Annotated in this window: 10 protein-coding genes; 6 read left to right on the forward strand and 4 right to left on the reverse strand. The window is 71.8% G+C overall.

The features are described 5' to 3' along the window. The first annotated feature begins 285 nt into the window (after positions 1 to 285). The 3 genes from rplM to glmM all read left to right on the forward strand — a co-directional run bounded on the left by rplM (position 286) and on the right by glmM (position 2,738). Positions 286 to 729, forward strand: a complete 444-nt coding sequence (gene rplM / locus AC1MFI_RS09285; protein ID WP_055768152.1) for a 50S ribosomal protein L13 — start codon at positions 286 to 288, stop codon at positions 727 to 729. Between the two features lie 41 nt (positions 730 to 770). Further along, positions 771 to 1,268: a 30S ribosomal protein S9 gene (gene rpsI / locus AC1MFI_RS09290; RefSeq protein ID WP_055768155.1), complete on the forward strand. Its 498-nt coding sequence runs from the start codon at positions 771 to 773 to the stop codon at positions 1,266 to 1,268. Between the two features lie 111 nt (positions 1,269 to 1,379). After that, positions 1,380 to 2,738: a phosphoglucosamine mutase gene (gene glmM / locus AC1MFI_RS09295; RefSeq protein WP_479816339.1), complete on the forward strand. Its 1,359-nt coding sequence runs from the start codon at positions 1,380 to 1,382 to the stop codon at positions 2,736 to 2,738. A 52-nt stretch (positions 2,739 to 2,790) separates the two neighbouring features. Here the strand turns inward: glmM and AC1MFI_RS09300 are convergent, their stop codons facing one another. Next, complete coding sequence (locus tag AC1MFI_RS09300; protein WP_479816341.1) at positions 2,791 to 3,612, reverse strand: sirohydrochlorin chelatase; 822 nt, start codon at positions 3,610 to 3,612, stop codon at positions 2,791 to 2,793. Between the two features lie 31 nt (positions 3,613 to 3,643). Beyond that, complete coding sequence (gene nirD / locus AC1MFI_RS09305; RefSeq protein ID WP_479816343.1) at positions 3,644 to 4,006, reverse strand: nitrite reductase small subunit NirD; 363 nt, start codon at positions 4,004 to 4,006, stop codon at positions 3,644 to 3,646. A gap of 224 nt (positions 4,007 to 4,230) precedes the next feature. On the opposite strand from nirD, the gene nirB reads away from it, so the two are divergent. The 3 genes from nirB to AC1MFI_RS09320 are packed head-to-tail and all read left to right on the forward strand — an operon-like array spanning position 4,231 to position 9,044. Then, a complete protein-coding gene (gene nirB / locus AC1MFI_RS09310) occupies positions 4,231 to 6,897 on the forward strand; it encodes a nitrite reductase large subunit NirB (RefSeq protein WP_479816344.1) in 2,667 nt (888 codons plus the stop codon). Positions 6,898 to 6,900: 3 nt separating this feature from the next. Further along, positions 6,901 to 7,926, forward strand: coding sequence for a uroporphyrinogen-III C-methyltransferase (gene cobA, locus AC1MFI_RS09315; RefSeq protein WP_479816345.1), 1,026 nt, complete (start codon positions 6,901 to 6,903; stop codon positions 7,924 to 7,926). Then, positions 7,923 to 9,044, forward strand: coding sequence for a uroporphyrinogen-III synthase (locus AC1MFI_RS09320; RefSeq protein ID WP_479816346.1), 1,122 nt, complete (start codon positions 7,923 to 7,925; stop codon positions 9,042 to 9,044). The genes cobA and AC1MFI_RS09320 overlap by 4 nt, the downstream gene beginning before the upstream one ends. 80 nt (positions 9,045 to 9,124) lie before the next feature. Here AC1MFI_RS09320 and AC1MFI_RS09325 read toward each other — a convergent pair whose 3' ends face one another. Together AC1MFI_RS09325 and AC1MFI_RS09330 are read right to left on the reverse strand one after the other, a co-directional pair. After that, the gene (locus AC1MFI_RS09325) at positions 9,125 to 10,645 is read right to left on the reverse strand and encodes an FAD-dependent oxidoreductase (RefSeq protein ID WP_479816347.1); all 1,521 of its coding nucleotides are present in this window, start codon (positions 10,643 to 10,645) and stop codon (positions 9,125 to 9,127) included. Beyond that, a complete protein-coding gene (locus tag AC1MFI_RS09330) occupies positions 10,642 to 12,810 on the reverse strand; it encodes a molybdopterin oxidoreductase family protein (protein WP_479816349.1) in 2,169 nt (722 codons plus the stop codon). Before AC1MFI_RS09330 ends, AC1MFI_RS09325 begins: the two co-directional genes overlap by 4 nt.

Raw genomic sequence — 12,810 nt, forward strand, 5'->3', positions numbered from 1 at the left:
CCCGACGCGTGCTGGCGATGGGCTCCGGTCGGTTTTGACCTAGGGCGCGCCAACAGGCTAACCTTGGTAGTCGTTGTGCGTATCCCAACTCGATACGTCTGCGCCCTACGGAGCGGTTCAGTTGCAGAACCACCTGGCCCGGGGGCGGAGCCGAGGTTCACGGGATAACTGGTCGTATTTCAGCCCTCACCTGAAGTTCCGGTAACGCATGAATAAGCTGAGCCCGCGGGCACGGAGCACTCCGTGGATGTGGGCGACACCGAAATAGAAACGAAGGCCATAACCGTGCGTACGTACACCCCGAAGCCAGGCGATATCTCCCGCCAGTGGCACGTAATCGATGCAACCGACGTTGTGCTCGGCCGCCTCGCCAGCCAGACAGCTATCCTGCTGCGCGGAAAGCACAAGGCGACGTTCGCCCCCCACATGGACATGGGCGACTTCGTCATCATCATCAACGCCGAGAAGGTGGCCCTCACCGGCTCCAAGCTCGAGCAGAAGCGCGCCTACCGCCACTCCGGTTACCCGGGCGGCCTGAAGTCGACCAGCTACGTCGAACTCCTGGACAAGAACCCGGAGCGCGCAGTCGAGAAGGCTATCCGCGGCATGCTGCCCAAGAACTCGCTCGCCGCCCAGCAGATCGGCAAGCTGAAGGTCTACCGCGGCGCGGAGCACCCCCACGCCGCACAGCAGCCCACCACGTACGAAATCACCCAGGTCGCCCAGTAGTCCTGGCCACCAACACTAAGAAAATCACTTCAAGGAGAACCGTGGCTCAGAACACTGAAGAGCTGAATGAACCCACTGAGGAGCTCACGAGCTACACCTCAGAGTCCACCGAAGGCAGCGAGACCGCCGTCAAGGAGCGCCCCGCGCTGACCGTCGGCGGCGGAGCCGTCGGCCGCCGCAAGGAAGCAGTCGCCCGCGTGCGCCTCGTTCCCGGCACCGGCAAGTGGATCGTCAACGGGCGCGAGCTCGCCGACTACTTCCCGAACAAGCTGCACCAGCAGGAAGTCAACGATCCGTTCAAGCTCCTCGAGCTCGACGGCGCGTACGACGTGATCGCCCGTATCCACGGTGGCGGACCGTCCGGCCAGGCCGGCGCCCTGCGCCTCGGTGTTGCCCGTACGCTCAACGAGATCGACCGCGAGAACAACCGCCCCGCCCTCAAGAAGGCAGGCTTCCTGACCCGTGACGCCCGCGTCATCGAGCGCAAGAAGGCCGGCCTCAAGAAGGCACGCAAGGCACCTCAGTACTCCAAGCGCTAAAGCTCGGAAGACACGCGAAGAAGCCCGTCCGGGGTTCCGGACGGGCTTCTTGCTTTAACCTGCAGGAGGCGCACCCGAGCCGCCTTTGCTTTCCCCTTAGGATGGTCAACCATGAGCAAGTTATTCGGCACCGATGGTGTGCGCGGCCTGGCCAACGGCCTGATCACTGCGGAACTCTCCCTGCAGCTCGCCCAGGCGGCCGCCGTCGTCCTCGGCCACAACGCCGTCGACGGGAACCGCCGCCCCACCGCGGTGATTGCCCGCGATCCCCGCATCAGTGGAGAATTCATCGCCGCCGCGGTCGAGGCCGGCCTCGCCAGCTCGGGCGTGGACGTCTACGACGCCGGCGTGCTGCCCACACCTGCAGCGGCCTTCCTGGTCGCTGACCTCGACGCCGACTTCGGGGTCATGATCTCCGCCTCGCACAACCCCGCACCGGACAACGGCATCAAGTTCCTGGCCCGCGGCGGCAACAAGCTCAGCGACGCCCTCGAGGACGCGATCGAGGACGAGATGGCGAGCGCCCGCCTCCGCCCCGTGGCCGGCGACGTCGGCCGGATCCAGCGGTTCGCGGACGCCGAGGACCGCTACGTGGTCCATCTGCTCCGGACCCTGCCGCACCGCCTCGAGGGCCTCAAGGTGGTCCTCGACTGCGCGCACGGCGCGGCCAGCGGCTGCTCGCCCGAGGTCTTCAAGAATGCCGGCGCGGACATCGTGGTCATCGGCGCCGACCCCGACGGTGTGAACATCAACGACGGCTACGGCTCCACCCACCTCGGGAAGCTGCAGGCCGCGGTGCTCGAGCACGGAGCCGACCTCGGCATAGCGCACGACGGCGACGCCGACCGCTGCCTCGCCGTCGACCACGAGGGAACGATCGTGGACGGCGACCAGATCATGGCCGTCATGGCCCTCGCCATGAAGGACGCCGGGAAGCTCAGGGAGGACACGCTCGTAGCCACCGTTATGAGCAACCTCGGCCTGAAGATCGCCCTGCGCGAGGCCGGCATCACCATCAAGGAGACCGGCGTCGGGGACCGCTACGTCCTCGAGGGCATGCGGGATGGCGACTTCAGCCTCGGTGGCGAGCAGTCCGGCCACGTGATCTTCGCCGAGTACGCGACGACGGGCGACGGCGTGCTCACCGGCCTCCAGCTCGCGGCGCGCATGGCAGCCACGGGCAAGAGCCTCAAGGAACTCGCTGCCGTCATGACGAAGCTCCCGCAGGTGCTCATCAACGTCACGGGAGTCGACCGCACGGCGGCCAGCTCGGACGAGGGCGTGCGGGAGGCCGTCCGGGAGGCCGAGGCCGTCCTGGGCGAGACCGGGCGCGTCCTGCTCCGTCCGTCCGGCACCGAACCCGTGGTGCGCGTGATGGTCGAGGCCGCCGACACCGCCACGGCCCAGCGCATCGCCGAGGAACTCGCCGCGATTGTCCAGGATCGTCTCTCCCTGGAGCCTGTCGCCTGATTCCGGTCCTCTGGCCGGAAGACCGCGCGACCGGAAGATCCGATGACCGGTGTCAGACCGGCTGGACCGAGCCGCTCCGGACGCACGTCGACACCAAGGCGCACGCCCTCGCGCAGGGCGCTTCCTGCCCGGCCGGCACACCGCTGGCGCGCGCCACGGCGTCGTCGTACCGGGACAGGGCGATCTCGGCGATGACGGGACTCGGCAGCAGGGGTGCGCTGACGACGTCGGCCCCGGCCTTCGCCAGCTGGTCGTGGAAGTACCCGGGCGCGAGCAGGTAGGACGCGAGCGCCACCGGCGTCGTTCCCGGATCCGCCCGGTACGCAGCGACGGCGGCGGGGACGGAAGGGGAGGCCTTCGAGCCGAAGCCCGGCAGGACCGGGCCCGTGCGGAGTTCCGCGAGCACCGCCTGCACCTCGGCGACGTCCTCGGCCGCGCAGGCGTCCGAGGATCCAGCGGCGGCCAGCACCACGGCGTCGCCGCTGTGCACCCCGGCTTCGGCAAGGCGCTCCTGCAGGACGAGCGCGAGCCGCGGGTCCGGTCCCAGCGGTAGTGCGGACACCGTCCCTTCCCTGCTGGCGGCAGCCCGGGCGATGTCCACCTTCACGTGGTAGCCGACCGACAGCAGCAGCGGCACGATGACGGCTTCACGGCCCGGCGGAAGCGACGCCACGACGTCGACGAGGTCCGGTTCCTGCACGTCGACGTAGGCCTCGCGCACGTCCAGGTCCGCACGCAGCGCGGCGATCCCAGCACGGACGGCGTCGATCTCGCGACGCCCCTGGGCGTTGTCCGTCCCGTGCGCGCAGGCGATGAGGATGGGGGCGGCTGTGGGGGTCTTCGTGGGGGAGGAGTGCGCGGTCATGCCAGCCATTGAAGCATCCTGCGAGGCATTCCCAGGACGTTCAGGCGGCGACGTCGACTTCGACGACGCCGTCGATGCACCGCACCGGGTAGGCCCTGAGGCCTTCCCCGCCGGACAGGCAGGCGCCGCTCGTGAGGTCGTAGACCTCCTTGTGCAGGGGGGACGCGATGGTGGACAGCGTGCCGCGGGACCCGACGATCCCCCGGGCCATCACCGCGGCGCGGGTCCGCGGATCGATGTTGCCGACCGCGTGCAGCCGGTCACCCGGCAGCCTGAACAGGGCGATCTGGTCGCGGCCGACGAGCGCGGCCTCGCCCCAGCACTCCTCGAGGTCCTCGAGGTGGCAGACGGCGACCCAGGTGGCACGAGCGGTGGCGGGACGCTGCAGGATGAGCTCGGTCATGGCGTTCTCCTCGATGGCTGATGCGTTCGGCTCAACGCTAGGCAGCGCACGTGACGCGCACGTCCCGGGGCTGTTGCGCCCGGGTAACTTGCGCCTCACGGCCCTCCCGCCTGCCCGTGAGCCCGAAGTTAACTTTGCGATACATCCGCGACACACAAGAGAAATTGCCGCTTCGTACTGTGGGACCAGAGGCAGGGCCATCCCGGTCCCGACGGAAGGCACCCATGAGCGAGACGCGATCATCCCGGCCCGCCGAGGGCGCCCCCACCCCGACCCAGCGCCGCATCGTCGTCGTCGGCGGTGGACCCGCGGCCCACCGGCTGGTCGAAGCCCTGTGGCGGCGGGGCACCGACGGACTCGCCATCACCGTGCTGACGGAGGAGGCGCACGCTCCCTACGATCGCGTGGCGCTGAGCAGTGCGCTGACCGGCGACGTTGACCTGAGCCTCGGTGAACAGCTGATGTGGCGGGAGCCGGCCATCCGGCTCGTGACGGGGGAGCGGGCGGTCCGGCTCGACCTCGCCGCACGATGCGTCGTGGGCGAGTCCGGCGAGAAGTACGCCTACGACGACGTCGTCCTCGCCACCGGGTCCGACGCCGTGCGGCTGCCGCTACCCGGAGGCGAGCACGCGGCCGTCTACCGCACGCTCGACGACGTCCAGTGGCTCCGGACGGAGACCGCCCGCCTCGCCGCGGGGCTGGGCCGGGCGCCGCGCGCCGTCGTCATCGGCGGGGGACTCCTCGGCCTCGAGGCGGCCGGCGGACTGCAGCAGCTCGGCGCCGAATCGACGGTCGTCAACCGGGCCGGCTGGCTCATGAACGCGCAACTCGACCAGGGCGGCGGCCAGGCTCTCGGGCGCCTCATCGCCGCGAAGGGCCTGGGCATCCACTGCGGCGGCGCGCCGACCTCCATCGAGACGGATGCCGGCGGGCAGGTCACCGGCGTGGCGCTGAGCGACGGTGCCGTCCTCCCCGCGGACCTCGTGGTGTTCGCCGTCGGCATCCGGCCGCGGGACGAGCTGGCGCGGGACGCCGGGCTCGAGGTCGCACCCCGCGGCGGCGTGGTCATCACCGCCGCATGCGAGACGGCGATGCCCGGAATCTGGGCGATCGGCGAGGTGGCTAGCTACGACGGCGTCAGCATGGGGCTGGTCGCCCCGGCCAATGCGATGGCCGAGGTGTGCGCCGACGGGATCCTCGGCGGCGTGTCCACCTTCCCGGGCTTCGACACGGCCACCAAGCTCAAGCTCTCCGGTGTCGAGGTCGCGAGTTTCGGCGATGCGCTCGCGGAGACCGACGGCAGCCTCGAGATCGTCTACGCGGACCCTGCCCGCGGCCTGTACCAGAAACTCGTGGTCACGGACGATGCCCGGACCCTGCTCGGCGGCATCTTCGTCGGCGACGCCGCACCCTACTCCTCGCTCAGGCCCCTGCTGGGCCGCGAGCTCCCCGCCGAGCCCGGCGCCTACCTCTCCTCCGCCGGCGGCGGCGAGGCTCCGCAGTCCGAACTGCCCGACGACGTCATCCTCTGCTCCTGCAACAACGTCACCGCCGGTGCCTGCCGGTCCGCGGTGCACGGGACGGGGGAGGACGGAGCGGCTGGAGAGCCGGCCCTCGACATGCCCTCGCTCAAGGCGTGCTCGCGCGCGGGGACCCAGTGCGGCTCGTGCGTCCCGATGCTCAAGAAGCTGCTCGACAGCGAACTCACGAAGGCCGGTCGCACCGTCTCGAAGGGCATCTGCGAGCACTTCGCGATGTCGCGGCCCGAGCTGTTCGAAGCCATCCAGGCCCTCGACCTCGCCTCCTTCCAGGACATCATCCGCCGCTTCGGTGCCTCCGAGGAGGCGAAAACCGGGCACGGCTGCGACATCTGCAAACCGGCCATCGGTTCCATCCTGGCCACGCAGCGCGGCGAGTACGTGCTCGACGGCGGCCGGGGCGCGCTCCAGGACACCAACGACCGCGCGCTCGCCAACATGCAGCGCAACGGCACCTATTCCGTGGTGCCGCGCATCCCGGGCGGGGAGATCACGCCGCAGAAGCTGGCCGTCATCGCGCAGGTCGCCGAGCAGTTCGGCCTGTACGTCAAGCTGACCGGGGCCCTGCGGATCGACCTCTTCGGGGCCCGGCTCGAGCAGCTGCCCGAGATCTGGAAGATCCTCGTCGAGGCCGGCTTCGAATCCGGTCAGGCGTACGGCAAAGCCCTCCGGAACGTGAAGTCCTGCGTCGGGTCCACCTGGTGCCGGTTCGGCGTGCAGGACTCCGTAGCCATGGCGATCGACCTGGAACTGCGCTACCGCGGGCTGCGCGCCCCGCACAAGTTCAAGATGGGGGTCTCCGGATGTGCCCGTGAGTGCGCCGAGGCGCGGGGCAAGGACGTGGGCGTCATCGCCACCGACCAGGGCTGGAACCTCTACGTCGGCGGCAACGGCGGCTTCCAGCCCGCACACGCGCAGCTCCTCGCGCAGGACCTCGACGGCGCGACGCTGATCCGCTACATCGACCGGTACCTCATGTACTACATCCGCACGGCGGACCGCATGCAGCGGACCGCGCGCTGGATGGACGATCTCGACGGCGGCCTCGACCACGTGCGCGACGTCGTCATCCACGACTCCCTCGGTATCGCGGAGGACCTCGAGGAGGCGATGGCCCGGCACGTGGAGCACTACGAGGACGAATGGGCCGCGACGCTCAAGGACCCGGACAGGCTCCGCCGTTTCCGGTCCTTCGTCAACGCCCCCGACGCCGCCGACCAGTCGATCGTCCTCGTCGAGGAGCGCGGCCAGCGGCGCCCGGCCACCCCCGCCGAGATCGAGGAACAGGCCCGCCGCACGAACCTCGGAGCCGCGATCCCCGTCCGCTCCGCAACAGGAACCCTGGAGGGCTGAGCCATGCACCTGGACATCGACCTGGTCGACCGCCGCGTGATCGTCGTCGGTAGCGAAGGGGCCTCACGGCGGGTCGTCGTGCGGTATCGGGCCGCCGGCGCCGTCGTCGACCGGCAGGACGATGCGGCCCGCTGCACTGACGCCGTACTCGACGGCGCCGCGCTCGCCGTCCTCGTGGGTGAGCCCGGGAGCGGCGCGGAGATGCTGCGCGAGACGTGCCGCCGTACCGGGGTGCTGCTCGTCCGCGAGGCCGCTGCGCTCGAGGCAGGCACGGTGACGCTCATCGGGGGCGGGCCGGGTGCACTCGGGCTCCTGACCCTCGACGCCTCCGCAGCACTCCGGGAGGCCGACGTCGTGCTCTACGACCGCCTGGCTCCCACCGACGCGCTCGCGGAGCTCGCCCCGGCGGCGGAACTCGTCGACGTCGGGAAGCTGCCGGGCCACCACCGCGTCCCGCAGTCCGGCATCAACGACCTCCTGGTTTGCCACGCACTCGCCGGCCACCACGTGGTCCGGCTCAAGGGCGGCGACCCGTTCGTCTTCGGCCGGGGCAGCGAGGAGCTCGCTGCGTGCCTCGAGGCCAAAGTGCCGTGCCGCGTGATACCCGGGGTCAGCTCGGCGATCTCCGTTCCTGCTGCCGCGGGCATCCCGGTCACCCACCGGGGCGTCAGCCACCTGTTCACGGTCGTCTCCGGGCACGCCCCGCTCAGCGATGCGGAGCACGAGCACCTGGCGGGCCTCGGCGGGACGATCGTGGTCCTCATGGGTGTCTCGACCCTCCCGCAGCTCGTCGCCGGGCTCGGCGGGGCCGGCATGCGGGCGGACATGCCGGTCGCCGTCGTCGAGCGCGGGTACAGCGCGTCGCAGCGGACGACGGCGGGCACGCTGTCCACCATCGTCACGGCAGCCGGCGCCGCCCGCTGCCAGTCGCCGGCCGTGCTCGTGATCGGCGAGGTGGTGCGCGTGGGCCTCGACCTGCAGGGCGGGGCCGCGCATCTGGCCCGGCTGACCGAATCGCTGGCGTCATGACCGAGACCCTCCGCACGGACGGAGCCGGAGGACAGCTCTCCGGGTTCCGCATCGGCGTGACGTCGGACCGCCGCTCGGGGGACCTCATCGACGCCCTGGAGCGGCGGGGCGCATCGGTGTTCCACGCGCCGGCCCTGAAGATCGCGCCCATCGCCGAGGACGTGGAGCTGCTCTCGGACACCGCGGCCATGGTGGCCGCCCGCCCCGACCTCTTCCTCATCACGACGGCCTACGGCATGCGCCGCTGGTTCGAGGCGGCCGACGCGGCCGGGCTGGGCGACGACCTCCTCGACGTCCTCGGGGGCGGCCGCATCTACGTCCGCGGTCCGAAGGCCAGGGGAGCGGTGCGTGCTGCGGGGCTCGACGACGTCGGCATCAGTTCCGACGAGACGACGGCGACCCTCGTGGACGAACTGCTGCAGCAGGACCTCTCAGGACTGACCATAGGCGTTCAGCTGCACGCCTATGCGGACGCCCACCAGCTCGAGCGCCTGCACGCCGCGGGTGCCACGCTGCTCACCGTCACGCCGTACCGCTGGATCAAGCCCGAGGGGTCGGAGCGGCTGCCGCGCCTGATCGACGCCGTGTGTGCAGGGCAGCTGGACTGCGTCACCTTCACGAGCGCGCCTGCCGTGGATGCCCTCTTCAGCACGGCCGCCGAGCAGGGCCTCCAGGCGGAACTCGTCCAGCGGTTCCGCCGGAGCGTCCTCGCGGCCGCCGTCGGGCCCGTCACCGCGCAGCCCCTGATCGACGCCGGGATCGAGCCGATCGTGCCGGAGCGCTTCCGCATGGGGGCGCTGATCCGCCTCGTCTGCGACCACCTCGCCGAGCACCACGTGGAGCAGCTCCGCACGCGCTCCGGCTATGTCGAGGTGCGGGGCCGCTCGGTCCGTGTGGACGAGGTGCAGGTCGACCTCGCGCCGGCGCAGCTCGTGCTCTTCAAGGCCCTGCTCTCGGCACGCGGGGCGGTCCTGAGCCGCGACTCGCTGACGGGCCTCCTCGCGCACACCGGAGCCGGGCACGCGCTCGACATGAACGTGAACAGGCTGCGGAAGTCGCTGCCCGATCCCGGGCTGGTCGAGACGGTGGTCAAGCGCGGATACCGCCTGCACGTGTAGCACCCACCCGGGGTGGCCGGTGGGTCGTCCGCCACCCGTCGCCGGGCCGCCGTCCGATCCGGCGAGGGCCCTGACCGTCATCACGCCGCCGCCACGGCGAAGTGCTGCTCGATGACGGCCCGGATGTCCTCGTGGCAGCCGCCGCACCCCGTGCCCGCCCGCGTGGCGGCGGACACGTCCTGCACGGACGAGCAACCGTCGGCCACCGACCCCTGCACGGTTCCCCGTGTGACCCCGGCGCACCGGCAGAGCGTCGCATCGGGCCCGGGAGGCAACGCAGCCACCACACCCTCGGCGCTGTCGAGCCGCAGCAGGCTGGACCGATCGGCCGGGAGTTCACTGGCGCGCTCGAACAGCAGGACCAGTTCCGCGCCCGTCCGCGGAATGCCCACGCAGACCAGTCCCGTCAGGACGCCGTCGCGTGTCACCATCTTCACGTAGCGTCCGTGACTCGGGTCCGCCCAGACGGCGACGGCGAGGCCCGCCTCCACGGTCCACGGGTCGGCATCCGTCTCCCCTGCGGTCACGGCGTCGACGCCGCGCGCCTTGAGGACCAGGACCGGCTCCCGCCGCTCCGGTCGGCCGGCGACGGCGGACGGGGCACCGGAGATCTCCGCCGCCAGGGCCGCACCGAGCTGGTCCGCCTGCTGCCAGCCCGGCCCGATGAGCCCCTGCGGGGTGGTCGAACCGGCGCAGGCCGTGCAGGAGCTGTCCCGGCAGCGCACTTCCGCGCAGTCGCCGATCGCCCAGATGTCCTCCGTGCCGAGCGCGCGGAGCGAGTGGTCCACCAGGATGCCGTCCGCGATGCCGAGATCGCAGCCGTCCGCGAGTTCGGTGCGTGGCCGCACCCCGCAGGCCAGCACGAGGGCGCCCCCGTCCACCCGTCCGCCGCCCTCGAGGGCGAGGCCCGTGAAGCGCCCGTCGGCGAGCAGGATCCCGCTGGTCGTTCCGGCCGTCACGGTGATGCCGGCCCTCCGCAGTGCCTCTGCCAGCACCCGCGCGCCGTCGCCGAGGAGCCGCTCCATGGGGGAGCGGCCGTGGTGCACGAGGGTCACCCTGCCGCCCTCCTCGGCTGCTGCCAGGGCGGCCTCGATCCCGAGGATCCCGCCGCCGAGCACCACGACGCGCTGCTGCGCGGCCAGGGCGGCGGACAGCGCGCGGGCATCGCCGAGATCGCGGAGGAAGCTCACGCCGGCCGGGAGTGTGCGGGCGGCGTCGATCCCGTCGAGGCGCGGCAGGGCGGGCCGGGAACCGGTGGCGAGCACCAGGCGGTCGTAGCCGATCGCCTGTCCGTCCTCCAGCAGCACCCGCCGGAACGGCCGGTCGATCCGGGCCACCCGGGCGCCGAGTCGGACGTCCACGCCGGCCGCCGAGAGTGCTGCCGGGTCCGCGAGGGTGATCGCGGCTTCCCGTGTGCGGCCGACGGCGACGTCCGCGACGAGCACGCGGTTGTACGCGGCCTCCTGTTCCTGGCCGATCACCGTCAGGGCCAGGCGGCCGGCGCGGACCAGGGGCTCGAGGTGCTCGACGAGCCGTGCGGCCACGGGCCCGAACCCCACGACGACCACGCGCTCCCTGCCGTGTGCGGCTGTGCTGCTCATGCGATGGCCTCCAGTCGGTGGTCGAGGACATGGTGGGTGGCGGCGTGCAGCGGCCTGACGCGGACGGGCGTGGTCTTGAACTCGGGCATACCGGAGACCGGGTCCGTGGAGCTGCCTGTGAGGCGGTTGGCGTTCTCCGCCCCCGCGTAGTGGAACGCGAGGAAGACGGTGTCCGGGCGGATGTCCGCCGTCAGGTCGGCGAGCGCGTAGGCCTCACCGTGTGCACTCGTGAGGACGACGGCGTCGTCCTGCCGCACGCGGAGGTCCTCGGCCGTCGCGGGATGGATCTGCAGGCGTGCCGCCGGCTGGGCTGCGAGCAGCTCGGGGACGCGCCGCGTCTGCGCGCCGGACTGGTAGTGCTCGAGGAGCCGGCCCGTGGCCAGGAGCAGGGGGGCGGGGAAGCGGTCGGCGGCTGCGTCGGAGCGCGGGGCGACCGGCACCAGGACGGCGCGGCCGGTCGGGTGGCAGAAGGCGTCGAGGAAGAGGCGGGGCGTTCCGCCGGACCCGGGCGGATAGGGCCAGTACGCGGCTGCCCCGGCGTCGAGCATGCGGTAGTCCAGCCCCGAGTAGTCCGCGATGCCGCCGGCGCTGGCGCGGGCGAGTTCGTCGAACATCGTCGACGGATCGTCGCTGAACAGGGACGGGGCCTCCAGCAGGCGGGCGAGTTCCTGCATGATCCACAGCTCGCTGCGGGCGCCGGCGGGCGGGGTGGCGGCTGCACGTCGGCGCAGGACACGGCCCTCCAGGTTGGTCACCGTGCCCTCCTCCTCGGCCCACTGCAGGACGGGCAGGATGACGTCGGCCATCGCGGCCGTCTCGGACAGGAAGAAGTCGGAGACGACGAGTAGGTCGAGGGACTTCATGCCGCCGATGACCCGGGTGGCGTTCGGCGCCGACACCGCGATGTTCGCTCCGTGCACGAAGAGGCAGCGGACGCCGTCGGGCTCCCCGAGGGAGGCGAGGAGTTCGACGGCGGGCAGGCCGGGCCCCGGGAGGGATTCCTCGGGTACTCCCCACACCGCGGCGACGTGTGCACGGGCCGCCGGGTCCGTGATCTTCCGGTACCCCGGCAGCTGGTCCGCCTTCTGCCCGTGCTCCCGGCCGCCCTGCCCGTTGCCCTGGCCCGTCAGCGTTCCGTAGCCGCTGTGCGCCGTGCCGGGCAGGCCGAGCAGGAGGGCGAGGTTGATCGCGGCGGTGGTGGTGTCGGTGCCGTCGGCGTGCTGCTCGATCCCCCTGCCGGTGAGGATGTAGGTGCCCCCGCCGTCCGCTCCGCTGCGGGCCCCCTTCGCAAGGAGCCTCGCCGTGGCCCGGATCATCGCGGCGGGCACCCCGGTGATGCCCTGCACGCGCTCGGGCCACCACCGCGCGAGGCCCCGGGAGACGTCGTCGTACCCGTCCGTCCGGGACTCGAGGTAGCGGTGGTCCTCGAGGCCTTCGGCCACCACCACGTGGGCCAGGCCGAGGAGGAGCACGAGGTCCGTGCCCGGCGTGGGCTGCAGGTGGATTCCCCTGCCCTGTTCGGTCAGGCGGGCGGTCGCGGAGCGGCGCGGGTCGACCACGATCAGTCCGCCCGCTGCCTGCGCGCCGCGGAGGTGCTGGATGAACGGCGGCATGGTGTCCGCGGCGTTGGAGCCGAGGAGCAGGACCACCGAGGCGGCGTCGAGGTCCTCGAGGGGGAAGGGGAGGCCGCGGTCGACGCCGAAGGCGCGGTTGCCGGCGGCGGCAGCGGAGGACATGCAGAACCGGCCGTTGTAGTCGATGCGGGACGTGCGGAGGGCGAGGCGGGCGAACTTGCCGAGCGTGTAGGCCTTCTCGTTGGTCAGGCCGCCGCCTCCGAAGACCGCGACGGCGTCCCGGCCGTGCTGAGCCTGGATGCTGCGGACCCGGTCTGCGACGCGGTGCAGGACGTCATCCCAGGCCGCCTCCCGAAGGACTCCTCCGGCGTCGCGCAGCAGGGGTGCGCGAAGGCGGTCCGGATGGTCGAGCAGCTCGGCCGCGGACCAGCCTTTCCGGCACAGGCCGCCACGGTTGGTGGGGAAGTCACGGCCGGTGACGGTCGCGCCGTCGTGCCCGCCGTCGGGTGAGGCGGTCGGCGTGACGGTCATGGCGCACTGGAGGGCGCAGTAGGGGCAGTGGGTCTGCTGTCCGTTTCCGGCCTGCCGCAT

Source organism: Arthrobacter sp. BC5, assembly GCF_056680255.1.

Bases quoted from the DNA above. Each gene is read 5' to 3' on its own strand.
- AC1MFI_RS09300 (WP_479816341.1), bottom strand. From the start codon at position 3,612: ATGGCTGGCATGACCGCGCACTCCTCCCCCACGAAGACCCCCACAGCC.
- cobA (WP_479816345.1), top strand. From the start codon at position 6,901: ATGCACCTGGACATCGACCTGGTCGACCGCCGCGTGATCGTCGTCGGT.
- nirB (WP_479816344.1), top strand. From the start codon at position 4,231: ATGAGCGAGACGCGATCATCCCGGCCCGCCGAGGGCGCCCCCACCCCG.
- AC1MFI_RS09320 (WP_479816346.1), top strand. From the start codon at position 7,923: ATGACCGAGACCCTCCGCACGGACGGAGCCGGAGGACAGCTCTCCGGG.
- nirD (WP_479816343.1), bottom strand. From the start codon at position 4,006: ATGACCGAGCTCATCCTGCAGCGTCCCGCCACCGCTCGTGCCACCTGG.
- AC1MFI_RS09325 (WP_479816347.1), bottom strand. From the start codon at position 10,645: ATGAGCAGCACAGCCGCACACGGCAGGGAGCGCGTGGTCGTCGTGGGG.
- glmM (WP_479816339.1), top strand. From the start codon at position 1,380: ATGAGCAAGTTATTCGGCACCGATGGTGTGCGCGGCCTGGCCAACGGC.
- AC1MFI_RS09330 (WP_479816349.1), bottom strand. From the start codon at position 12,810: ATGCGGCAGGCCGGAAACGGACAGCAGACCCACTGCCCCTACTGCGCC.